The sequence below is a fragment of the Pseudomonas sp. YY-1 genome, assembly GCF_002843095.1.
In the GTDB taxonomy this organism is placed as follows: Bacteria; Pseudomonadota; Gammaproteobacteria; order Pseudomonadales; family Pseudomonadaceae; genus Aquipseudomonas; species Aquipseudomonas sediminis_A.
Genome location: NZ_PJLX01000011.1, coordinates 113642 through 134653 on the forward strand (window position 1 = coordinate 113642; position 21012 = coordinate 134653).

Sequence of the window (21012 nt, forward strand, 5' to 3'; positions counted from 1 at the left end):
TCACTATGTGGTCGTTCGCATTTACGACTGCATCGTCATGGGTAGCTATCGCCGATGACAGGACCTTTATTTTTGCCGTAGCAGGGGATTCCGTTGCTACGGACAGATCGCTCAACGGCGCAGGGTTAGATTACGGCTGCTTCACGTTTTATGTGGGTGAGGATTCCTCTGGCAACTTCATTTCAGTTGGTGGCGGGGCGTCTACTGCTGTTGCGGGTGCTATCCCTCCTAGATTTTCAGGTCAGGGTGGGTTTACTGCTCTAAAAGATCCATCGTCCGGGCTGCTCGTGGGGGCGAATGCACTGCCCATCATCACGCCTGGTCTGGCATTGACTGTGCAGACGGTCGGGGTTGTGCAGCCGTTGGACTCAGTATCTCTAGTCGCGGCCAGCTGGGTAGCGGGTAGCCCCTCTGTTGTAGCTGGGAGGCTCCGGGGCGTTGCGGTTTGTCCAGAGCTTTACCCCGTGACGCTCCCGGCCTATGCCGCGCGGTGCCTTGGGCATCCTGTTGATCTGACCGTCCGAACGGCGAATACCCCAATCGATCTGGGGGACGGGCACGCATACTTCGCGCGCATGGGCAGTTGGAGCGTCCCGTTTTGGTTGCTCACTGATAACCCGGAGTTTTGGTGATGGCCAGCCTTTACACCCCTTACACTCTAACGCTTAGTCCGCCACCGGCCCCACCGCATATTCAACTGCAATTTAGGTTCCTGCGAGATGGTGAGGTCACCTCTGCGCCTAAAATTCTCAGGCTATTCAGGGGATACAGCGACATCGCGGACGTACAGCTGGTTTTCTTTGCGGAGGGCGGGGAGTATTCCAACACCTGCTCGGTAAGTTTGGCGGTGTTTTTAGCTCAGGGTGAGTGGCTGGCCATAGGGTTGGATGATGCTCTCCCGCGCCGTATACGGGCCACTTACCTGGCGTTCGCTGAGTCGGGCACGTACACGTTCAACATTACCAGCGGAGAGGGTGGTGGCCAGCAGGGCGACCCAGCGCGGGTCGCCGCGCGTGTGCGGGTTGAGCGCCTGCCTGTCAATCGTGAGGTCGTGCTTCTGGAGCGGCCGATAGACGGCGAGTGGCGCCTGGCCGGTTACGGCCCGACGCCTGGCGGCTCTGTTGAGATCGATCTGCGCGTTGTTGGGGGTGATGTCTATGCGCTGGCAGTCGATGACTACGGCGTGCGCTTCGTCGCTGACTTAGCCGTGCAGGTCGGCCAGCGCATCCGCCCGACGCAGTACACGGGGTGGGTATATGAGATCACCCAGGCTGGCCAACTGCCGTCCGTTGAGCCGGCCTGGTGGGCTGCGGTGGGCGAGAACCCATCGCAGCCCCTGGGCACTGCGCGTGCTGTGGCTCGCCGCTACTTTCAGCCGATTGCATTGGGGCCGGGGCCTGTCGAGGTAGTCTGATGATCAGCGTTTCAATTGCTGGAGGCTGGGGCCGTGCGGCCTCGGCCGACCGCGCTGCGTCTGCAATTCCGTGGGATGCCCTGCGCCAGGTCGACCGGCGCGCCGCTGCGCGTTGGCGGATCGCTGGCGTTGCGGATCGGCGCGCAACAGATGTGCCGTGGGCGCGGGTGCCAACGCGGGATCTGCAGCACGCCGCGCGCTGGGGTGTTGCGGGCAGGCTCGATGCACAAGCCAGCGCACAGCCGTGGGGATGGGTGCCGGCGAAAGACTTGGCGGTGGCCAGCGGCTGGGATCACACCATCAAGCCGCGTGACCTGCGCCTTCGGCTGATCTACAACCCCAAGCCGGCGCGCAAGGATCTGGCCATCGCGGCGGGGCATCGACGGGTCAATGAGTACGGCCCGCGCTTCAATGCCGAAACCGCCCTGCAAGACAGCCTCTACGTCCCTGGCCCGAACTGGCTTGTGTTCGAGTTCGGCGGCCGGCCGTACTTCCCCAGCACGTCGGCCGAGGTGTTCTTTGACTTCCGCTACGTGCCGGAGACGCCTGCGATTCAGCCGACCGACATGCGCCGCACCCGCCTGCGCTGGCAGTCGGCGCGACGGCTGAACCTGGGGCGCACGCTGCCCTGGGGCAAGGCCAGGCAGGTCGACGGCGTGTTGACTGATCTGCCCTACGTCGACTATCCCGGCCCTGTCAAACCGCTGCCGGAGCCGCCGCCCGATCCGACCATTCTGGATACCTACATGATTGCGAACACCGTCAACCTCGTGGCGCTGCCGAGCCGCACGCCCATCGAGGCGAAGAACATCAAGATCGGGCTAGACGCCGACAGCTTCAGCTGGACGTTTAGCGCCGACATCTTCACCCGCGCGGCGCTGGAGCTGGTGCAGCCCGATGCCGAGGGCGCTGGCGAGCTGGAACTGGATGTGAATGGCTGGAAGTGGGTGGTGCTGATTGAGCGCTACAGCCGCAAGCGCCAGTTTCCGGCCGAGGCCTACACCATCACCGGTGCCACGCGCGGGCAACTGCTCGCCGCGCCATACGCGCCGTTGCGCAGCGGGTTGAACGCGGCGCAGATCAACGCCGCGCAGGCCGCCGAGGCCGAGCTGCTGAACACAGGGTTTACCCTGGCCTGGCAGGCAACAGACTGGACATTCCCGGCCGGCTCGCTGAGCTATCAGAGCCAGACCCCGATGCAAGTCATCGCCCGCCTGGCCGAGACCATCGGCGGCGTGGTGCTGCCGGCACGTGACAGTGACCATTTGGACATCATGCCGCGCTACCCGCTACCACCCTGGCAGTGGAACGACGTCGACGCGCCGATCACGCGGGTGATTCCGCCCGCGATGATGACGGACCTGGGCGGGGAGTGGACGCCGCAGCCCGCGTGGAATGCCTGCTACACCTCGGGCACCTCGGTCGGCTGCTCGATGCTCGTGCGCCGTGCCGGCACTGCCGGCGACAACCCAACGCCCGACGTGTTCGACGATTGGCTGACCGACCAGCCCGCCAACCAGGCGCGCGGCACGCACGAGCTGAGCAAGGGCGGCAACATCGAGATTGTCAGCGTGACGATTCCGTTGTTCCCGTTCAGCGATGACCACGGCGTCGGGCTGATCCTGCCGGCGCACCTGTACCGCGTGCCCGAGGAAACTGGCGCGTGGGTAGGCCTGTGCCTCGGCGTGGACATCAGCGCCGAGGGCACGGGCGCCGTGCGCGTATCGCAGCAGATCAGACTGGAGCGGCACCACTGATGGCAACGATCAACCCCTGGAAACGCTTCATCGGCCTGCTGCCTGGCGGCGTGCGCACCGTGGCCACCGTGCGCAGCATCAACACCACGGCGGGGCTAAGCGAGGTAGAGCTACGCACCGGTACGCGCGTCACCGTTCGCGGTGTCGACGTGCCGGTGAACAGCAAGGCCTACATAGCCGACGGCACGATCACCGGCCCGGCGCCGGATCTGCCGCATTTTGATGTGGATGTTTAGGCGGGGTAGTCCTCGGGGTTGGGTTCGATGATGCTCTTCGCCAGCCTTCGCAGCTCGGCGTGAGCCTCCAGCCTTTCCTCGGCTGATAGCGCTTCGTCCGCGAATGTCAGCGCGGCCGCTTCGGCATCGAGGATCTGCGCTGCTGCGAACTGCCTCGCCACTCTGCGGGCGAGCCCGCGCCGCACCAGCTTGTCACCCATGACCACCTCTTGAACTGACCAATCTACGCCCGCCACGTGCGGGCTTTTTTTCGCCTGGAGGAAACTATGTCCACACCACGTGGCGTCCGCAACAACAACCCCGGCAACATCGACTTCAACCCGCGCAACAACTGGCAAGGCCAGCTCGGCCTGGAGCTGGGTGTGCCTCGGCCGCGCTTCGCCCGTTTCGATACGCCTGAGAACGGTATCCGCGCGCTGGCCAAGCTGTTGCTGAACTACCGGGGCAAGGATGGTATGCCGGGCGTTGGCGGGCATGGTATCGACACCGTGCGCGAAACCATTAGCCGCTGGGCGCCGGGACACGAAAACGATACCGAGGCCTACATTTCGGCTGTCGCCAGGGCGCTCGGCGTCAAATCCGATACCGTCATCGACGTTCGCCAGCGGCCCGTGCTGCGGGCGCTGGTGGTCGAGATCATCAAGCACGAGAACGGACGCCAGCCGTATGCCGATGCTGTGATCGACGAGGGTGTGCGGAGGGCTCTGGCATGAGTGGCTATGAGTTCAAGGCCATATCGCGGTGCCTGGCTGAATCGGCACCTGGTGCTCTCTCATTCTTCTGCCTGGGGTGCGATATGCCGCACACCATCCAGACCGGTGACGGGCCAGGGCCTCGCTGGGGCTACAACAACAACGCCGATTCGCCGACCTTCACGCCCTCGGTGCTCTGTCGCTACAAGTGGAGCGATGGGGACCGCGTGTGCCATTCGTTCATCACTGACGGGCAGATCCAGTACCTGGGCGACTGCACTCACCATTTAGCCGGCAAGACAATCGAGCTGCCGAACTGGGAGGAAGCATGGGCAAATTGGTGGAGTTAGTCCCGGCCTGGGGCTGGGCACTGTTGCTCGGGTTGGTGCTGGTCGTGGTGCAGCAGATCCGCGTTAGTGGCCTGCAGGATGACCTGCAGACTGAGCGCGGCGAGCGGCTGCAGGATGCTGACAAGCTGGGTGCTTGCCGTGCCACGCGCACCAACTTGCTCGGCCAGGTGATCGAGCAGAATGACGCACTGGCGGATCTGCGCGCGGCCGAGCTGGAGCGCGCTACCCGTGCTAGGGATGTACAGCAGCAGGCCGAGGGCAGGGCGCAGCAGGCAGACCAGCAAGCTCAGCAGGTGCTACAGGAGCGCACGCCGGCCGGGGTTGATGCCTGTGCTGCAGCCTCGGCGGCATTCGACGATGAACTACGCCGGGAGCGTGCGCAATGAAGCGACTGACTGTTGCCCTTAGCCTGGTGCTGACTGGCTGTGCCGGCCAGGTGGCTGAACCGCCCGAACCTGCCGTGGTACGCGTCGAGGTGCCGGTGCAGATACCCTGCCGCGCTGAGCGCGTGCCCCGGCCGGTGTTTGCCGTCGACGTGCTGCCCATCGGCGCGTCGATTGATGAACAGATGCGAGCGCTGCGGTCGGAGCGGCTGCAGCGCAAGGCGTATGAGGTGCGATTAGAGGCTGCTATTGATGCTTGTAAGTAGCGGGTTATAGCGTCATGAGCATCCATAACCGTGCTGCAGAGGCTGTGGTCTTGTCGCCAGTTTCATACTTCTCGATGTATTCCTCCAGCATGGACCGATCTGCGCTTGGTGGAGACCTGCGCACGATTATCTTGAAGTGTTCGATGAGTGTGCTGTCAGATTGGTTTGGCCGATTTAGGGCTGCGCGAAAGGCGTCATGAATTACTAGGTCTGTTTGCATCACAGCCTCCAAAGCTGCACGTTGAGGTTTCGGCGTAGGGTCATGCGCCATGGCTCGCCTGTTGGTCTGTGGATTTGCAGGCCGTCGAGGGTTCCGACGACGACTGGAGCATAGTCGACGTACTGGATGATTCGCGGCACGACGCCAGGCGTGTCGCTGACGCAGCCAAGCAGCTTGTGATCGAGCGAGTAAAGGTGTCCGCCTTCGCCGATCTTGCCCGCGATCCTGTCGCCTTCGAGCACGTCGTATCGATAGTGCAGCATCCAGCTCAGCTCGGCCTCGGCATTGAGGCGGATAAAGGCCAGGTACTTGTCAAACGCCTCGGTGACAAGGAAGTTGCGGATCTCGTGCGTGATCTCGCTGAACAGCAGCAGCTGGTTGGCGCGGTCACGCAGATAGGCGTAATGCTCAACCTCGATGTTCCGCCAGGCAGCGTCGTAGCTGTAGGCTGATACCCACTGGCTGAGGCTGAGGCGTCTGTGCTGGAGGTCGTAAAGCGTCATGCAAATACTGTATTTGGATACAGTATATTTTGTCTATCCATGAAAAAGGCCCGGTGCCGTGGGGGAGTCCCTGCGGCACCGGGCCTTTTTTTGTGCCTGCGATTTGGCTGCCGGCCGGCTGAAAAGTCGTTACGCCAAGATTACGCCAGGAATAAAAAAAGGCCTTGAAAATCAAGGCCTTTCGTTTGTTTCGTGGTGCCCCGGGGGAGACTCGAACTCCCACTCCTTTCGAAAACGGATTTTGAATCCGCCGCGTCTACCGATTCCGCCACCGGGGCACAATGGCGGCGCAGTATAGGGATGCGCCTGGCGTCGGTCAATCGGCGTTAGTGCAGTGATCGGTTGAGCTACCAACGGCCAATGGCGCAGCTAGTGGCATCCGGCTTTGATTGCGTCGTTGCGGCTAGAATCGCCAGCTGTCATCAAGTGCGCTGGGTGTGGCGTATATAAAGGTGTCGGGGCAGTCCAATGTTGGGAGGGGGAGTGATCAACGTCTTGTGTGGTGCACTTGTTGCCGGTCTGCTACTTGCGCCTGTTGCGCAGGCCGGAACGCTGACCTATGCCGTGACCGATGAAAGCTGGATGCCGTACTGGATTGTCGAGGATCAGCGGGTCAGCGGCATCTTCCATGAGTTAATGCTCGCGCTGGATGAGCGTTTGCCTGAACAGCTGCAAGCCAGTCATCCGCAGCCGCCTTTGCGTACGCAGAAGCTGTTCCGTGAGGGGTATCTGCAGATCGAGTGCTGTGTGAGCAAGAATTGGCGCAGCGACGCCGAGCAGGCCGAAGTCTCGCTGTGGACAGTGCCGGTTCTGCAGGCCGAGGAAATGCTGATCTTCGCGCCTGGCAGGCGCTTTGCCTATCAGCGTCTGCAGGACCTGCAGGGGCGTTCGATTGCCACGGTGCGTGGTTATGGTTACGCCGGTAGCGAGTATTTCCAGCGCAACGATGGGGCCGATGTGCGGGCGCTGATCTATCTGGTTGCTCAGGGGCGCAGCGAGGCCGGGATTCTGGATCGCTTGGAGTGGCGTTATCTTCAGCATGAAGACGCGCAACTGCAGGCGTCACGCTGGCAGGTCGAGGAGGGGCCGACGGTCAATCGCTCTCAGCTGCGCTTGCGTTTGCATCGAGACTTTGCGGGCCGGCTCGATGCATTCAATGCTGCCATCCTGTCCTTGCAGGCCGATGGCACGCTGGCTCGTATCGTCGCCAGGTATGCGCCGCAGGCTCACGTGGCCGGCCAAGTGGAAATCCGGTAAGCTCTGCCACCCTGCAAAATTACCCCTCCGAATCATGCGTGTTGCCGATTTCCACTTTGACCTTCCCGAGTCGCTGATCGCTCGTCATCCCCTGGCCGAGCGTCGTGCCAGCCGTCTGCTGCAGCTCGATGGCCCTAGCGGCACGCTGCGCCACGGCCAGTTCACCGATGTGCTGGAGCAGCTTCGTCCGGGTGATCTCATGGTGTTCAACAACACCCGAGTGATTCCGGCGCGCCTGTTCGGTCAGAAGGCCTCTGGCGGCAAGCTCGAAGTGTTGGTGGAGCGCGTGCTGGATCAGTACCGCGTGCTGGCCCACGTACGTTCGAGCAAATCGCCCAAGCCCGGCTCGCAGATTCTCATCGACGGTGGTGGTGAGGCCGAGATGGTCGCGCGTCACGACGCGCTCTTCGAACTGCGTTTTGCCGAGCCGGTACTGCCGCTGCTGGAGCGCGTCGGCCATATGCCGCTGCCTCCTTATATAGATCGGCCGGATGACGAGGCAGATCGCGAGCGTTATCAGACCGTCTATGCGCAGAGGGCGGGTGCCGTGGCTGCGCCGACCGCGGGCCTGCACTTCGATGACGAACTGCTGGCGGCGATCCGCGCCAAGGGTGTGGAAACCGCGTTCGTGACGCTTCACGTTGGCGCCGGTACCTTCCAGCCGGTTCGGGTTGAGCGGATTGAAGATCACCACATGCACAGTGAGTGGTTGGAGGTCGGCCAGGATGTGGTCGACGCCGTGGCAGCCTGTCGCGCCCGCGGCGGTCGCGTGGTCGCGGTGGGCACCACCAGCGTGCGCTCGCTGGAAACTGCCGCGCGAGACGGTGAGTTGAAGCCCTTCAGTGGCGATACCGACATCTTTATCTATCCAGGCCGCCCATTTCATGTGGTCGATGCCCTGGTGACCAATTTCCACCTGCCCGAGTCGACCCTGCTGATGCTGGTGTCGGCCTTTGCCGGTTACCCCGAGACCATGGCCGCTTACCGCGAGGCCGTGGCGCAGGGCTATCGCTTCTTCAGTTACGGTGATGCCATGTTCATCACCCGCAATCCCGCCGCGCGCGGGCCCGAGGTTTGAGTATGTCGCGCACCTGTCGCATGTCCTTCGAGTTGCTGGCTACCGACGGCAAGGCCCGTCGTGGTCGCCTGACCTTCCCGCGTGGCGTGGTGGAAACTCCGGCCTTCATGCCGGTGGGCACCTACGGCACGGTCAAGGGCATGCTGCCGCGCGACGTCGAGGATATCGGCGCGCAGATCATCCTCGGCAATACATTCCACCTGTGGCTGCGCCCGGGGATGGAGGTGATCAAGAAACATGGCGACCTGCACGACTTCATGCAGTGGCAGGGGCCGATCCTGACCGACTCTGGTGGCTTCCAGGTGTTCAGCCTCGGTGCGATGCGCAAGATCAAGGAAGAGGGCGTGTACTTCGCTTCGCCGGTCGATGGCGCCAAGGTCTTCATGGGGCCGGAAGAGTCGATGCAGGTGCAGCGTGACCTGGGCTCGGACATCGTGATGATCTTCGATGAATGCACGCCGTACCCGGCCGAGTTCGACGTGGCCAAGCGTTCCATGGAGCTGTCGCTGCGTTGGGCCAAGCGCTCCAAGACTGCACATGGCGAAAGTACCGCTGCGCTGTTCGGCATCGTCCAGGGTGGCATGCACGAAGAACTGCGCATGCGCTCGCTCGAAGGGCTTTGCGAGATCGGCTTCGACGGCCTGGCCATCGGCGGGCTGTCGGTCGGTGAGCCGAAGGAAGAGATGATCCGCGTGCTGGACTTCCTGCCGCCGCACATGCCGGCCGACAAGCCGCGCTACCTGATGGGTGTGGGCACGCCGGAAGACCTGGTCGAGGGCGTGCGTCGTGGCGTGGACATGTTCGACTGCGTGATGCCCACCCGTAATGCGCGTAACGGCCACCTGTTCGTCGATACCGGCGTGGTGAAGATTCGCAACGCCGTACATAAACACGATGATTCGCCGCTGGACCCGACCTGCGACTGTTACACCTGCAAACATTTCTCGCGCGCTTATCTGCACCATCTGGACAAGTGCGGCGAAATGCTCGGTAGCATGCTCAATACCATCCATAACTTGCGGCATTATCAGCGGGTTATGGCTCGTTTGCGCGAGGCTATCCAACAGGGTACATTGGCCGCCTTCGTCGAAACCTTCTATGCCAAGCGTGGCCTGCCTGTGCCGCCGCTTGACTGATTCCTGAACGATTCAAGATCCTTTCCATTAGGAGTGTTACATGAGCTTTTTCATCCCCGCCGCTTACGCTGACACCGCCGCTGCTGGCCCTGCCGGCAGCGGTTTCGAGTGGGTTTTCCTGATTGGCTTTCTGGTCATCTTCTATCTGATGATCTGGCGTCCGCAGGCCAAGCGCGCCAAGGAACACAAGAACCTGCTCGGCGGCCTGCAGAAGGGCGACGAAGTGGTCACCAGCGGTGGTATCGCTGGCAAGGTATCCAAGGTTGCCGACGATTTCGTGGTTATCGAAGTGTCTGACACTGTCGAGCTGAAATTCCAGAAGCAGGCCATCGCTGCCACTCTGCCCAAGGGCACGCTGAAAGCCATCTGATTCAGTTCTTAGTTTCCATATCGACGGGGCGCTTTAGGGCACTTCTAAAAACGTAGGCGAGGCAGCCAGCGCAAGGCAAAAACAGGCGAAAAAGCGGAATTTACGTGTTGTAAATGAGCATTTTGAGCCTGTTTTTAACGCAGCGATGGCAACGCAGGTAGTTTTTAGAGGTGCACTTTAGCGCCCTGCGTCATAAGCGGGCGGCTCGTTCATGCTCAATAAATACCCTCTGTGGAAATACCTGCTGATTGTGTCCGTTCTGGCAATCGGCCTGGTGTACTCCATTCCCAACCTTTATCCAGACGATCCTGCCGTGCAGATCAGTGGCGCCAGTTCGGCGCTGAGCATCGAGCAGATCGATGTCGACCGTGCCAGCAAAGCGCTGCAGGACGCCGGTATTGCCGTCAAAACTGCCAGCATCGACGAGCGTGGCCGCGGTGGCCTGATTCGTCTGACCAAGCAGGATGACCAGTTGCCGGCCAAGGACATCGTCCGTCGTGCACTGGGCGATGATTACGTTGTGGCGCTGAACCTGGCGCAAACCACCCCCGACTGGCTGCGTAACCTGGGTGCGAGCCCGATGAAGCTCGGCCTGGACCTGTCCGGCGGTGTGCACTTCCTGTTGGAAGTCGACATGGACAAGGCGCTGGATGTGCGCCGCAAGGTCTATGAAGGTGAGATCAAGAGCCTGTTGCGCAAGGAGCGTATTCGCTACCGCAGCATGCCGGAGAGCAATAGCCGGATTCAGCTCGGCTTCGCCGACAGCGATACGCTGGACAAGGCGCAGCGCCTGATTCGCAAGGATTACAGCGATTTCGAACTGACCACTGTCGAGCGTGGCGGCCAGCAGATTCTGCAGTTGGGTCTGACTCAAGCGAAAATCGCCGAGATTCGTGAATATTCCATTCGCCAGAACCTCACCACTGTACGTAACCGCGTCAATGAGCTGGGCGTAGCCGAGCCGCTGGTGCAGCGTCAGGGTGCCAACCGCATCGTGGTCGAGCTGCCGGGTGTGCAGGACACCGCAGAAGCCAAGCGTATTCTCGGCAAGACCGCCAACCTCGAGTTCCGCCTGCAGGCCGATCTCGATGCGCCGCGCGGCGCGACCGAGTCCTTCGGCTTCCGCGAGGAAGGTCGTCCGCCGGTGCAGCTCGAGCGTGAACTGATCATCACCGGTGATCAGGTGACCGACGCCCAGGCCAGTTTCGACGAGAATGGTCGCCCGCAGGTGAACATTCGCCTCGACGGTCATGGCGGTGATCTGATGAACCGCGCCACGCGTAACAACGTCGGTCGCAGCATGGCGGTGATCTTCATCGAGCAGAGGCCGGTCACTCGCTACGTGCGTCAGAGCGTCGACGGCGTCGAGCAGGAAGTGGCTATCTCCTCGTTCGTCGAAGAGAAGAAGATCATCAGCCTGGCGACTATCCAGTCGGCGCTGGGCAGCCAGTTCCGCATCACCGGCCTGAACGGTCAGGGCGAGTCTTCCGAGCTTGCGCTGCTGCTGCGTGCTGGTGGTCTGGCAGCGCCGATGTACTTCGCTGAAGAGCGCACCATTGGCCCGAGCCTGGGTGCCGAAAACATTGCCAAGGGTATCGCCTCCACCGAGTGGGCGATGATCTTCGTGGCTATCTTCATCATCGCCATCTATCGCTTCTTCGGTGTGCTGGCGACCGTTGCCCTGGCGTTCAACCTGGTGCTGCTGGTCGGTCTGATGTCGGCCATTGGTGCGACCCTGACCCTGCCCGGTATCGCCGGTATCGTCTTGACTCTGGGTATGGCGGTTGACGCCAACGTGCTGATTTTCTCGCGGATACGCGAGGAGTTGGCCAATGGACTGCCGGTGCAGCGTGCTCTGCACGAGGGCTTCGATCGTGCCTATTCGGCAATTCTCGACAGTAACCTGACCACCTTGTTGGTGGGCGGCATCCTGTTCGCGATGGGGACCGGTCCGGTGAAAGGCTTCGCGGTGACACTGTCGCTGGGCATCATTACGTCGATGTTCACCGCCATCATGTTCACCCGTGGCCTGGTCAACCTGATCTTCGGTGGCCGTAACTTCAAGAAGCTGTGGATCTGAGGTGCAGCCATGATCAAGTCAACCATTCGTTTCATGGCGATCCGCAATATCGCCTTCTCCATTACGGTCGTGCTGACGCTGATCGGTCTCGGCGCGCTGTTTGCCAAGGGGCTGAATTTCGGCCTGGATTTCACCGGCGGTACGTTGATCGAACTGCAGTATGAGCAGCCGGCCAATCTCGATCTGATCAAGACCGAGCTGGGCCAGGCTGGCTATGCCGATGCTGTGGTGCAGAGCTTCGGTGCCAGTACCGATGTGCTGGTGCGTCTGGCTGGCGATTCTCCTGACCTGGGTAATGAGGTCGCGGCTGCGCTGCGCAAGGTCGATGAGGCGGCACGCTTCGAGGTCAAGCGCGTCGAGTTCGTCGGCCCGCAGGTAGGTGAGGAGCTGCGCGACCAGGGCGGCATTGCCATGCTCCTGGCACTGGGCGGGATCATGCTCTACCTGGCTTTCCGCTTTCAGTGGAAGTTTGGTGTCGGTGCGATCGCATCGCTGGTGCACGACGTGGTGATCACCCTGGGTGTGCTGGCGTTCTTCCAGGTGCCGTTCGACTTGACGGTGCTGGCGGCGGTACTGGCGATGGTCGGTTACTCGCTCAACGACACCATCATCATCTACGACCGAATTCGTGAGAACTTCCGTGTACTGCGCAAGACCTCGTTGATCGAGAACATCGACGTTTCGATCACCCAGACCCTTTTGCGTACGATCGCGACTTCGTTATCTACTGCGCTGGCCTTGTTGGCGCTGCTGTTCTTCGGCGGTGACGTATTGGCGGCCTTCGCTCTGACCCTGCTGGTCGGTGTAGTGGTAGGCACCTACTCGTCGGTCTACATCGGCGCAACGGTGCTGGTGTGGCTGAAGCTCAGCGTGGAGGATTTGATTCCTCCTGTGGCCGAGGCTGAGGCTGACGACGGTCGTCCGTGATGTTGTGATGTGCTTCATGAAAGTCAGCGAAAGCCGCGACAAGTCGAACTTGTCGCGGCTTTTTGCTGTCCTAGGCAGGGAGAAGGGCGCGAGTCGCCGAGCCTAGGAGACACAAAAAATGAATAAATCACTGTTGGTAGGTGCCGTACTGGGTGCTGTGGGTGTGACCGCTGGTGGTGCTGTTGCCACGTACAGCCTGGTTGATCGTGGTCCGGACTACGCCGAGGTGCTAGCGGTAACCCCAATCAATGAAACCGTGAAAACGCCGCGCGAAGTGTGTAAGGACGTGACCGTCACACGTCAACGTCCGGTACAGGATCAGCACCAGATCGCCGGTACGGCTATTGGCGCCATCGCCGGTGGTCTGCTGGGTAACCAGATCGGCGGCGGCACTGGCAAGAAGATCGCTACAGTGGCCGGTGCAGTTGGCGGCGGTTATGCCGGCAACAAGGTGCAGGAGGGTATGCAGCAGCGTGACACCTACACCACCACTGAAACCCGCTGCAACACCGTGACCGATACCAGCGAGAAACTGGTGGGCTACGACGTGAAGTACCAGCTGGGTGAAAAGGTCGGCAACGTGCGCATGGATCGTGATCCGGGTAGCCGTATCCCGGTCAACAAACAGGGTGAGCTGGTACTGGTGCAGCAGGCCCAGTAAGAATCTGGAGCAATAAAAAACGCCCCTCGGGGCGTTTTTTATTGCTCGACGGAAGCTCAGCGCTTCATTGAGGGCGCCAGGTGTGGCTGGATCGCGGTCAGTACGGCCTTGAAGCATTTGGTGTTGCCGGCAACGATCTGGCCTTTCTCGAGGAATTCATGGCCACCGGTGAAATCGCTGACCAGGCCGCCTGCTTCCTGAATCAGCAGGGCGCCAGCTGCCATGTCCCACTCGGACAGGCCGAACTCCCAGAAGGCGTCGTAGCGGCCGGCTGCGACATAAGCCAGATCCAGGCTGGCGGCGCCGGCACGCCGTACGCCGGCGGTCTGGCCGACCAGACTGCGGAACATGCCCAGGTAGTTCTCGAGGTTATCCAGCTGCTCGTTGCGGAACGGGAAGCCAGTGCCCAGTAGCGCGCCGTCCAGGCTCTTGCGGTTGCTCACGCGCAGGCGGCGGCCATTGAGGGCGGCGCCACGGCCACGGCTGGCGGTGAATTCTTCCTGGCGCACCGGGTCGAGGACGATGGCATGCTCGAGGCGACCGCGGTATTTGCAGGCGATGCTGATGGCGAAGTGCGGAACGCCGCGGATGAAGTTGGTGGTGCCGTCCAGCGGATCGATGATCCACTGATAGTCGGCGCCGTCGCCGCTGCCCTCAAGCACGCCACCTTCTTCGCCCAGGAAGCTGTGGGTCGGGTAGGCCTTGCGAATGGCTTGGACGATCATCAGCTCGGCGGCCTTGTCGACCTCGGTGACGTAATCCTTGGCATCCTTCTCGTCTACCGAGATGACATCCAGGCGCTCGATGGAGCGAAAGATCATTTCACCGGCGCTGCGAGCGGCGCGCAGGGCGATATTCAGCATGGGCTGCATGGGAGGTTCACCTGGGGCGTTAAAGAAAGCCGGCCATGTTAGCAGAAAACCGTTGCCGATGAAGCGCCGTCTGTACCCCGCATGGCAATCACACAAGGGCTTGGGTAAGATCGTTGCCCCTAATCGTTTCTGAGAGTGTCTGCGTTGCTGGACAATATTCGCGTCGTTTTGGTGGGCACCAGTCATCCGGGCAATATCGGCGGTGCTGCGCGGGCGATGAAAAACATGGGCCTGTCGCGCCTGGTGCTGGTCGAGCCGGAGGATTTTCCCAGTGCCGAGGCGGTGGCGCGCGCGTCCGGTGCGACCGACGTGCTGGATGCTGCGCAGGTCGTTGGTAGTCTTGAAGAGGCGCTGGTCGGTTGCACTCTGGTGATTGGTACCAGTGCGCGTGATCGGCGTATTCCCTGGCCGCTGCTGGATCCGCGCGAGTGCGGCGTGACCAGTTGTGAGCAGGCCGCTGCTGGTAGTGAAGTGGCGTTGGTATTCGGGCGTGAATACGCCGGTTTGACCAACGAGGAACTACAGCGATGTCAATACCACGTGCATATCCCGTCCAACCCTGAGTTCAGTTCGCTGAACCTGGCGGCGGCGGTGCAGGTGCTGGCCTATGAGGTGCGCATGGCCTGGTTGGCAGCTTCGAGTCTGCCGACCAAGGCGGAGAAGCTGGAGGCGACCACAACGCGCAATTCGCAGGCGGCGACGGCAGATGAGCTGGAGTCCTTCTACGGACATTTGCGTCGAGTTCTGGTGATGATCGGTTTTCTCGATCCCCAGAGGCCGCGGCACCTGATGACTCGCTTGCGTCGGCTTTATGGACGCAGTGCGGTGAGCAAGTTGGAGATGAATATCCTGCGCGGCATCCTTACCGAGACAGAGAAGGCCGTGCGTGGAGAGCCTCATAAACAGGGGAAGTCTGATGTTTGAACGCATTCGAGAGGATATACAGAGCGTTTTTCACCGTGACCCGGCGGCGCGCAATGCCTTCGAGGTGGTGACCTGCTATCCGGGATTGCATGCGGTATGGCTGCATCGTGTGGCGCATGCATTGTGGCGTTCGGGCTGGAAGTGGCTGGCGCGCGTGGTGTCGAACTTCGGGCGCTGGATGACCGGTATCGAAATTCACCCGGGGGCGAAGATCGGGCGACGCTTCTTCATCGATCATGGCATGGGCATCGTCATCGGCGAGACTGCCGAGATCGGTAATGACGTCACGCTCTATCAGGGCGTGACTCTGGGTGGCACCAGTTGGAACAAGGGCAAGCGCCATCCCACTCTGGAAGATGGTGTTGTGGTTGGCGCTGGCGCCAAGGTGCTGGGGCCGTTCACGGTCGGTGCCGGGGCCAAGATCGGTTCCAATGCGGTGGTGACCAAGGCTGTGCCGGCGGGGGCGACTGCGGTCGGCATTCCCGGCAAGATAATCGTCAAGTCCGATGACGAGCAGGAAGCCAAGCGTCAGGCCATGGCCGAGAAGATCGGTTTCGATGCCTACGGCGTTGGTCAGGACATGCCCGACCCGGTAGCGCGCGCCATCGGCCAGTTGCTCGATCATCTGCATGCTGTCGACGGGCGGCTCGAGGATGTCAGCAAGGCGCTGGACTCGATGGATTGCGACTACCGCGCCAAGGCGCTGCCTGCATTGCGTGACGAGGACTTCGCCGAGGTGTGCAAGGGGCAGGGCGACAAGCCTGCTGCCTGATGCGCGCAGGGGCGGCATTTGCTATGATGCCGCCTCTTTTCGCGGTCAATCCTGAGTAAATCAATCGGTCTTATAGTTGACTTAAATACTCGGGAATCGCATACTTCGTCGCAATTCAGTGATTCGTGGTAGAGCCATGCGACTGACCACCAAAGGCCGTTACGCCGTTACCGCCATGCTAGATCTGGCGTTGCACGCACAGCACGGTCCCGTTTCCCTGGCCGATATATCCGAGCGGCAGGGCATCTCCCTGTCTTATCTCGAGCAACTGTTCGCCAAGCTGCGCCGTGGCAGTCTGGTTTCCAGTGTTCGCGGGCCGGGTGGCGGCTATCAGCTTTCGCGTGACATGCGCGGCATTCAGGTGGCTCAGGTGATCGATGCGGTCAACGAGTCGGTAGATGCCACGCGTTGCCAGGGGCAAGGTGATTGCCACTCTGGCGACACCTGCCTGACCCATCACCTGTGGTGCGATCTCAGTCAGCAGATTCATGAGTTCCTCAGTGGCATCAGCCTGGCTGATTTGGTTGCGCGCCGTGAGGTTCAAGAGGTCGCGTTGCGCCAGGATCAGCGCCGCTGCAATGGCAGGACGCCGCGCCTGGATAAGATTGAAGCGTCTGCCATCGACTGAGCAGGGCGTTTGCCTGATAGGAGAAACCCAATGAAATTGCCCATTTACCTCGATTATTCCGCCACCACGCCGGTAGATCCGCGCGTTGCGCAGAAGATGAGTGAATGCCTGCTGGTCGACGGTAACTTTGGCAACCCGGCTTCGCGCTCCCACGTGTTCGGCTGGAAGGCCGAAGAAGCGGTGGAAAATTCCCGTCGCCAGGTCGCCGAGCTGGTCAATGCTGATCCGCGTGAGATCGTCTGGACCAGCGGTGCTACCGAGTCCGACAACCTGGCGATCAAGGGCGTAGCGCACTTCTATGCCAGCAAGGGCAAGCACATCATCACCTCGAAGATCGAGCACAAGGCGGTACTGGATACCACTCGCCAACTCGAGCGTGAAGGTTTCGAAGTGACCTATCTGGAACCGGGCGAAGACGGCCTGATTACGCCAGCCATGGTCGAGGCGGTGCTGCGCGATGACACTACCCTGGTGTCCCTCATGCACGTCAACAACGAAATCGGCACCATCAACGACATCGCTGCCATCGGCGAGCTGACCCGCTCGCGCGGTGTGCTGCTGCACGTCGATGCTGCGCAGTCCACCGGCAAGGTCGAAATCGATCTGGAAAAGATGAAGGTCGATCTGATGTCCTTCTCCGCGCACAAGACCTACGGCCCCAAGGGCGTCGGTGCCCTTTACGTGCGCCGCAAGCCGCGTGTGCGTCTGGAAGCGCAGACTCACGGTGGCGGTCACGAGCGCGGTATGCGCTCGGGCACTCTGGCCACTCACCAGTGCGTCGGTATGGGTGAAGCATTCCGTATCGCCAAGGAAGAGATGGCGGCAGAGAACCAGCGTATCGCGGCTCTGCGTGATCGTTTCTACCGCCAGTTGGAAGATATGGAAGAGCTTTACGTGAATGGCAGCCTAACTGCTCGCGTGCCGCACAACCTCAACCTGAGTTTCAACTACGTCGAGGGTGAGTCGCTGATCATGGCGCTCAAGGATCTCGCTGTATCGTCCGGTTCTGCTTGCACCTCGGCTTCCCTGGAGCCGTCCTACGTGCTGCGCGCCCTGGGCCGCAATGATGAACTGGCACACAGCTCGATCCGCTTCACCTTCGGTCGTTTCACTACCGAAGAAGAGGTCGACTACGCCGCTGCCAAGGTCCGTGAGGCCGTGGACAAGCTGCGCGAACTGTCGCCCCTGTGGGATATGTTCAAAGAAGGTGTCGACATTTCTTCCGTGGAATGGGCAGCACACTAAAAGCTGCCGAGGCGAATCGTTTGGTTTCAAGCGGTTCGCCGGAGAGCGGCACCTGATGAGAGAGGAAGTACAACATGGCTTACAGTGACAAGGTCATCGACCACTACGAAAATCCGCGTAACGTCGGCAAGCTTAACGCCGAAGATCCTGACGTTGGTACCGGCATGGTCGGTGCGCCGGCCTGTGGCGACGTGATGCGCCTGCAGATCAAGGTCAGCGAAAGTGGCGTTATCGAAGACGCCAAGTTCAAGACCTACGGCTGCGGCTCGGCTATCGCCTCCAGCTCCCTCGCGACCGAGTGGATGAAGGGCAAGACCCTCGATGAGGCCGAGAGCATCAAGAACACCCAGCTCGCCGAAGAACTGGCCCTGCCGCCAGTGAAAATTCACTGCTCTGTACTCGCTGAAGATGCCATCAAGGCTGCTGTGCGCGACTACAAGCAGAAGAAAGGCTTGCTCTGATACGAGGTTTGTAATGGCCATCACCATGTCTGAAGCAGCTGCCCGCCACGTGCAACGCTCTCTTGATGGGCGCGGCAAGGGCGAGGGCATTCGCCTCGGGGTGCGCACTACCGGTTGCTCCGGCCTGGCCTACGTGCTCGAGTTCGTCGATGAGCTGGCGGCAGAGGATCAGGTATTCGAGAGTCATGGCGTCAAGGTGATCATCGATCCCAAGAGCCTGGTCTATCTCGATGGCACCGAGTTGGACTTCGTCAAGGAAGGCCTCAACGAGGGCTTCAAGTTCATCAACCCTAACGTGCGCGGCGAATGCGGTTGCGGCGAAAGCTTCAACGTTTGAGGCGCTCGCGTGGGTAATCCTTGTCATTTCGCCCTGTTCGACCTGCAGCCGAGCTTTCGTCTCGATATGGAGCAACTGGCCGCTCGCTACCGTGAGCTGGCGCGCCAGGTGCATCCGGATCGCTTTGCCGATGCCGGTGAGCGTGAGCAGCGTTTGGCGCTGGAGCGCTCGGCCTGCCTCAACGAGGCTTATCAGGTTCTGAAAACTCCGTCTCAGCGGGCACGCTACCTGCTGGCCATGCGTGGCCCCGAGTTGCCGCTGGAAGTGACGGTGCAGGATCCCGATTTCCTCCTGCAGCAAATGCAGCTGCGCGAAGAGCTGGAGGAACTGCAGGATGAGGCTGATCTGGCCGGTGTCGCGGCCTTCAAGCGTCGCCTGAAAGCGGCGCAGGAGCAGCTCAACGAGCACTTCGCTGCATGCTGGGATGACGAGGCCCGCCGTGAAGAAGCCGAGCGTCTGATGCGTCGCATGCAGTTCCTCGACAAGCTCTCCCATGAAGTGCGCCAGTTAGAAGAGCGCCTCGACGATTAACCTGTAGGTTGCCACGGCAGCCTGCCTGATGATTTCAAGAAGACCATGGCCTTATTGCAGATCGCCGAGCCCGGGCAGAGCCCGCAACCGCACCAGCGTCGTCTGGCAGTGGGTATTGACCTGGGTACCACCAACTCTCTGGTCGCTGCTGTGCGCAGTGGTCTGGCCGAGCCCCTGGCTGACGATGATGGCAAGGTCATCCTGCCGTCTGCCGTGCGTTACCATGCTGGAAGCATCGAGGTTGGCGAGTCAGCCAAACTTGCGGCCGCCAGCGATCCGCTCAATACCGTGTTGTCGGTCAAGCGCCTGATGGGGCGGGGTATCGCCGACGTGCATCAGCTCGGCGAGCAAATGCCTTACCGCTTCGCTGCAGGCGAGTCGCACATGCCCTTCATCGAGACGGTGCAGGGGGCGAAGAGTCCGGTTGAAGTCTCTGCAGAAATTCTCAAGACCCTGCGCTTGCGCGCTGAGCAGACCTTGGGTGGTGAGTTGGTCGGTGCGGTGATTACCGTCCCGGCTTATTTCGATGACGCTCAGCGTCAGGCCACCAAGGATGCTGCGCGTCTGGCCGGCCTGACCGTTCTGCGTCTGCTCAATGAGCCTACCGCCGCTGCAGTCGCCTATGGTCTGGATCAGAAAGCCGAGGGCGTGGTTGCTATCTATGACCTCGGTGGTGGCACTTTCGATATTTCTATCCTGCGCCTGACCGGTGGTGTGTTCGAGGTGCTGGCTACCGGCGGCGACAGTGCGTTGGGCGGTGACGACTTCGATCATGCCGTAGCCGACTGGATCATCCAGCAGGCCGGTATTTCCAGTGATCTTGATCCGTCGACCCAGCGTAGTCTGCTGCAGGCTGCCTGTGTGGCCAAAGAAGGGCTGACGGATGCTGATAGCGTCGAGCTGAGCCATGGTGAATGGCGAGGTTCGTTGTCGCGCACGCAGTTCGAGGCGCTGATTGAACCGATGGTGGCGCGCAGTCTCAAGGCTTGTCGTCGTGCTGTGCGTGATTCTGGCGTCGAGCTGGAAGAGGTTGGTGCGGTCGTAATGGTTGGTGGCTCTACCCGCGTGCCGCGTGTACGTGAGGCCGTCGGCGAACTGTTCGGTCGGGCGCCGCTGACCAATATCGATCCGGATCAGGTGGTGGCCATTGGTGCTGCGATCCAGGCCGACGCCCTGGCGGGCAATCAGCGTGATGACGGCGAGGAGTTGCTCCTGCTGGATGTGATCCCCCTGTCGCTCGGCCTGGAAACCATGGGCGGGCTGATGGAGAAGGTGATCCCGCGCAACACCACCATCCCGGTGGCGCGTGCGCAGGAGTTCACCACCTACAAGGATGGCCAGACGGCCATGATGATTCACGTGCTGCAGGGGGAGCGCGAACTGATTGCCGACTGCCGCTCCCTGGCGCGTTTCGAGTTGCGCGGTATTCCGCCTATGGTGGCCGGCGCGGCGAAGATTCGCGTGACCTTCCAGGTCGATGCCGACGGCCTGCTTAGTGTCGCAGCGCGTGAGCTGAGTTCTGGGATTGAGGCGAGTATTCAGGTCAAGCCGTCTTATGGCCTGACCGATGGCGAAATTGCACGCATGCTGCAGGACTCCTTCCAGAATGCTGGAGGCGACAAGGCTGCCCGCGTGCTGCGTGAGCAGCAGGTCGATGGTCAGCGCCTAGTCGAGGCGGTCGAGGCGGCGCTGCAGGCCGATGGCGAGCGTTTGCTGGATGCCGAGGAGCGCGAGGTCATCGAGCTGCAGGTGCGGGAGTTGCGCGATTTGCTGGCGGGCAATGATGGCCTGGCGATCGAGCGGCAGACCAAGCGGCTGTCGCAGGTCACTGATGCATTCGCGGCTCGCCGCCTGGATTCGACGGTAAAAGCCGCGCTGGCAGGGCGCAATCTGAATGAGATCGAGGAATAAT

25 protein-coding genes and 1 tRNA gene are annotated in these 21012 nt (G+C 61.3%); 22 read left to right on the forward strand and 4 right to left on the reverse strand.

Features of this window, described 5'->3' with window-relative positions; translation table 11 throughout:
- The first annotated feature begins 631 nt into the window (after positions 1-631).
- From CXP40_RS16350 to CXP40_RS16360, 3 genes are read left to right on the forward strand one after another with little or no spacing between them, the layout of a single operon-like run.
- Positions 632-1414 (forward strand): hypothetical protein, encoded by a 783-nt coding sequence (locus CXP40_RS16350; protein WP_106734633.1) that lies wholly within the window; start codon positions 632-634, stop codon positions 1412-1414.
- Positions 1414-3171, forward strand: coding sequence for a hypothetical protein (locus tag CXP40_RS16355; protein WP_256579466.1), 1758 nt, complete (start codon positions 1414-1416; stop codon positions 3169-3171). The genes CXP40_RS16350 and CXP40_RS16355 overlap by 1 nt, the downstream gene beginning before the upstream one ends.
- Positions 3171-3407, forward strand: coding sequence for a hypothetical protein (locus tag CXP40_RS16360; RefSeq protein ID WP_106734634.1), 237 nt, complete (start codon positions 3171-3173; stop codon positions 3405-3407). The genes CXP40_RS16355 and CXP40_RS16360 overlap by 1 nt, the downstream gene beginning before the upstream one ends.
- On the opposite strand, the gene CXP40_RS16365 is transcribed toward CXP40_RS16360, so the two are convergent.
- Entirely contained in the window at positions 3404-3607 is a 204-nt protein-coding gene (locus CXP40_RS16365; RefSeq protein ID WP_106734635.1) for a hypothetical protein, read from the reverse strand. The genes CXP40_RS16360 and CXP40_RS16365 overlap by 4 nt on opposite strands.
- 66 nt (positions 3608-3673) lie before the next feature.
- Here CXP40_RS16365 and CXP40_RS16370 point away from each other — a divergent pair, with 66 nt between their 5' ends.
- From CXP40_RS16370 to CXP40_RS16385, 4 genes are read left to right on the forward strand one after another with little or no spacing between them, the layout of a single operon-like run.
- Complete coding sequence (locus CXP40_RS16370; protein ID WP_106734636.1) at positions 3674-4120, forward strand: structural protein P5; 447 nt, start codon at positions 3674-3676, stop codon at positions 4118-4120.
- Positions 4117-4449 carry a DUF6527 family protein gene (locus CXP40_RS16375; protein ID WP_106734637.1) on the forward strand — a complete coding sequence of 111 codons (333 nt, stop codon included), beginning with the start codon at positions 4117-4119 and terminating at the stop codon, positions 4447-4449. The genes CXP40_RS16370 and CXP40_RS16375 overlap by 4 nt, the downstream gene beginning before the upstream one ends.
- On the forward strand, positions 4428-4835 hold the full coding sequence (locus tag CXP40_RS16380; RefSeq protein ID WP_106734638.1) for a hypothetical protein: 408 nt from the start codon (positions 4428-4430) through the stop codon (positions 4833-4835). The genes CXP40_RS16375 and CXP40_RS16380 overlap by 22 nt, the downstream gene beginning before the upstream one ends.
- On the forward strand, positions 4832-5098 hold the full coding sequence (locus tag CXP40_RS16385; protein ID WP_106734639.1) for a hypothetical protein: 267 nt from the start codon (positions 4832-4834) through the stop codon (positions 5096-5098). Before CXP40_RS16380 ends, CXP40_RS16385 begins: the two co-directional genes overlap by 4 nt.
- 219 nt (positions 5099-5317) lie before the next feature.
- On the opposite strand, the gene CXP40_RS16395 is transcribed toward CXP40_RS16385, so the two are convergent.
- Together CXP40_RS16395 and CXP40_RS16400 are read right to left on the reverse strand one after the other, a co-directional pair.
- Positions 5318-5821, reverse strand: a complete 504-nt coding sequence (locus tag CXP40_RS16395) for a hypothetical protein (RefSeq protein ID WP_106734641.1) — start codon at positions 5819-5821, stop codon at positions 5318-5320.
- Positions 5822-6014: 193 nt separating this feature from the next.
- Positions 6015-6099, reverse strand: a tRNA-Leu gene (locus CXP40_RS16400).
- A gap of 205 nt (positions 6100-6304) precedes the next feature.
- On the opposite strand from CXP40_RS16400, the gene CXP40_RS16405 reads away from it, so the two are divergent.
- The 7 genes from CXP40_RS16405 to CXP40_RS16440 all read left to right on the forward strand — a co-directional run bounded on the left by CXP40_RS16405 (position 6305) and on the right by CXP40_RS16440 (position 13330).
- Positions 6305-7078 carry an ABC transporter substrate-binding protein gene (locus tag CXP40_RS16405; protein ID WP_256579467.1) on the forward strand — a complete coding sequence of 258 codons (774 nt, stop codon included), beginning with the start codon at positions 6305-6307 and terminating at the stop codon, positions 7076-7078.
- Positions 7079-7112: 34 nt separating this feature from the next.
- Positions 7113-8156, forward strand: a complete 1044-nt coding sequence (gene queA, locus CXP40_RS16410) for a tRNA preQ1(34) S-adenosylmethionine ribosyltransferase-isomerase QueA (protein ID WP_106734643.1) — start codon at positions 7113-7115, stop codon at positions 8154-8156.
- A gap of 20 nt (positions 8157-8176) precedes the next feature.
- Positions 8177-9292 (forward strand): tRNA guanosine(34) transglycosylase Tgt, encoded by a 1116-nt coding sequence (tgt, locus tag CXP40_RS16415; RefSeq protein WP_106734689.1) that lies wholly within the window; start codon positions 8177-8179, stop codon positions 9290-9292.
- Between the two features lie 40 nt (positions 9293-9332).
- Complete coding sequence (gene yajC, locus CXP40_RS16420) at positions 9333-9662, forward strand: preprotein translocase subunit YajC (RefSeq protein ID WP_037001935.1); 330 nt, start codon at positions 9333-9335, stop codon at positions 9660-9662.
- 211 nt (positions 9663-9873) lie between these two features.
- Entirely contained in the window at positions 9874-11742 is a 1869-nt protein-coding gene (gene secD, locus CXP40_RS16430) for a protein translocase subunit SecD (protein ID WP_106734644.1), read from the forward strand.
- Positions 11743-11751: 9 nt separating this feature from the next.
- Positions 11752-12669, forward strand: coding sequence for a protein translocase subunit SecF (gene secF, locus CXP40_RS16435; RefSeq protein WP_106734645.1), 918 nt, complete (start codon positions 11752-11754; stop codon positions 12667-12669).
- A 118-nt stretch (positions 12670-12787) separates the two neighbouring features.
- A complete protein-coding gene (locus CXP40_RS16440; RefSeq protein WP_106734646.1) occupies positions 12788-13330 on the forward strand; it encodes a glycine zipper 2TM domain-containing protein in 543 nt (180 codons plus the stop codon).
- Between the two features lie 56 nt (positions 13331-13386).
- Here the strand turns inward: CXP40_RS16440 and suhB are convergent, their stop codons facing one another.
- The gene (gene suhB / locus CXP40_RS16445; RefSeq protein WP_079782978.1) at positions 13387-14202 is read right to left on the reverse strand and encodes an inositol-phosphate phosphatase; all 816 of its coding nucleotides are present in this window, start codon (positions 14200-14202) and stop codon (positions 13387-13389) included.
- Between the two features lie 144 nt (positions 14203-14346).
- Between suhB and trmJ the strand changes: the two genes are divergently transcribed.
- From trmJ to hscA, 8 genes are all read left to right on the forward strand, one after another.
- Entirely contained in the window at positions 14347-15126 is a 780-nt protein-coding gene (gene trmJ, locus CXP40_RS16450) for a tRNA (cytosine(32)/uridine(32)-2'-O)-methyltransferase TrmJ (protein WP_177429690.1), read from the forward strand.
- Entirely contained in the window at positions 15119-15898 is a 780-nt protein-coding gene (gene cysE / locus CXP40_RS16455; protein ID WP_106734648.1) for a serine O-acetyltransferase, read from the forward strand. Before trmJ ends, cysE begins: the two co-directional genes overlap by 8 nt.
- A 136-nt stretch (positions 15899-16034) precedes the next feature.
- Positions 16035-16526 (forward strand): Fe-S cluster assembly transcriptional regulator IscR, encoded by a 492-nt coding sequence (gene iscR / locus CXP40_RS16460; RefSeq protein WP_075749285.1) that lies wholly within the window; start codon positions 16035-16037, stop codon positions 16524-16526.
- Between the two features lie 30 nt (positions 16527-16556).
- Positions 16557-17771 carry an IscS subfamily cysteine desulfurase gene (locus tag CXP40_RS16465; RefSeq protein ID WP_099526567.1) on the forward strand — a complete coding sequence of 405 codons (1215 nt, stop codon included), beginning with the start codon at positions 16557-16559 and terminating at the stop codon, positions 17769-17771.
- Between the two features lie 74 nt (positions 17772-17845).
- Positions 17846-18232 carry a Fe-S cluster assembly scaffold IscU gene (gene iscU / locus CXP40_RS16470; RefSeq protein WP_017362576.1) on the forward strand — a complete coding sequence of 129 codons (387 nt, stop codon included), beginning with the start codon at positions 17846-17848 and terminating at the stop codon, positions 18230-18232.
- A 13-nt stretch (positions 18233-18245) separates the two neighbouring features.
- Entirely contained in the window at positions 18246-18569 is a 324-nt protein-coding gene (iscA, locus tag CXP40_RS16475) for an iron-sulfur cluster assembly protein IscA (RefSeq protein ID WP_090336089.1), read from the forward strand.
- 9 nt (positions 18570-18578) lie between these two features.
- Entirely contained in the window at positions 18579-19100 is a 522-nt protein-coding gene (gene hscB / locus CXP40_RS16480) for a co-chaperone HscB (RefSeq protein ID WP_106734649.1), read from the forward strand.
- Between the two features lie 45 nt (positions 19101-19145).
- A complete protein-coding gene (gene hscA / locus CXP40_RS16485) occupies positions 19146-21011 on the forward strand; it encodes a Fe-S protein assembly chaperone HscA (protein WP_106734650.1) in 1866 nt (621 codons plus the stop codon).
- Position 21012 lies beyond the last annotated feature (1 nt).

Coding starts and splice junctions, on each gene's coding strand:
- CXP40_RS16380 (WP_106734638.1), top strand. CDS start 4,428: ATGGGCAAATTGGTGGAGTTAGTCCCGGCCTGGGGCTGGGCACTGTTG.
- CXP40_RS16370 (WP_106734636.1), top strand. CDS start 3,674: ATGTCCACACCACGTGGCGTCCGCAACAACAACCCCGGCAACATCGAC.
- CXP40_RS16375 (WP_106734637.1), top strand. CDS start 4,117: ATGAGTGGCTATGAGTTCAAGGCCATATCGCGGTGCCTGGCTGAATCG.
- CXP40_RS16360 (WP_106734634.1), top strand. CDS start 3,171: ATGGCAACGATCAACCCCTGGAAACGCTTCATCGGCCTGCTGCCTGGC.
- iscR (WP_075749285.1), top strand. CDS start 16,035: ATGCGACTGACCACCAAAGGCCGTTACGCCGTTACCGCCATGCTAGAT.
- suhB (WP_079782978.1), bottom strand. CDS start 14,202: ATGCAGCCCATGCTGAATATCGCCCTGCGCGCCGCTCGCAGCGCCGGT.
- cysE (WP_106734648.1), top strand. CDS start 15,119: ATGTTTGAACGCATTCGAGAGGATATACAGAGCGTTTTTCACCGTGAC.
- yajC (WP_037001935.1), top strand. CDS start 9,333: ATGAGCTTTTTCATCCCCGCCGCTTACGCTGACACCGCCGCTGCTGGC.
- CXP40_RS16350 (WP_106734633.1), top strand. CDS start 632: ATGGCCAGCCTTTACACCCCTTACACTCTAACGCTTAGTCCGCCACCG.
- tgt (WP_106734689.1), top strand. CDS start 8,177: ATGTCCTTCGAGTTGCTGGCTACCGACGGCAAGGCCCGTCGTGGTCGC.
- CXP40_RS16395 (WP_106734641.1), bottom strand. CDS start 5,821: ATGACGCTTTACGACCTCCAGCACAGACGCCTCAGCCTCAGCCAGTGG.
- CXP40_RS16440 (WP_106734646.1), top strand. CDS start 12,788: ATGAATAAATCACTGTTGGTAGGTGCCGTACTGGGTGCTGTGGGTGTG.
- iscA (WP_090336089.1), top strand. CDS start 18,246: ATGGCCATCACCATGTCTGAAGCAGCTGCCCGCCACGTGCAACGCTCT.
- CXP40_RS16355 (WP_256579466.1), top strand. CDS start 1,414: ATGATCAGCGTTTCAATTGCTGGAGGCTGGGGCCGTGCGGCCTCGGCC.
- hscA (WP_106734650.1), top strand. CDS start 19,146: ATGGCCTTATTGCAGATCGCCGAGCCCGGGCAGAGCCCGCAACCGCAC.
- CXP40_RS16365 (WP_106734635.1), bottom strand. CDS start 3,607: ATGGGTGACAAGCTGGTGCGGCGCGGGCTCGCCCGCAGAGTGGCGAGG.
- CXP40_RS16385 (WP_106734639.1), top strand. CDS start 4,832: ATGAAGCGACTGACTGTTGCCCTTAGCCTGGTGCTGACTGGCTGTGCC.
- iscU (WP_017362576.1), top strand. CDS start 17,846: ATGGCTTACAGTGACAAGGTCATCGACCACTACGAAAATCCGCGTAAC.
- secD (WP_106734644.1), top strand. CDS start 9,874: ATGCTCAATAAATACCCTCTGTGGAAATACCTGCTGATTGTGTCCGTT.
- CXP40_RS16465 (WP_099526567.1), top strand. CDS start 16,557: ATGAAATTGCCCATTTACCTCGATTATTCCGCCACCACGCCGGTAGAT.
- queA (WP_106734643.1), top strand. CDS start 7,113: ATGCGTGTTGCCGATTTCCACTTTGACCTTCCCGAGTCGCTGATCGCT.
- secF (WP_106734645.1), top strand. CDS start 11,752: ATGATCAAGTCAACCATTCGTTTCATGGCGATCCGCAATATCGCCTTC.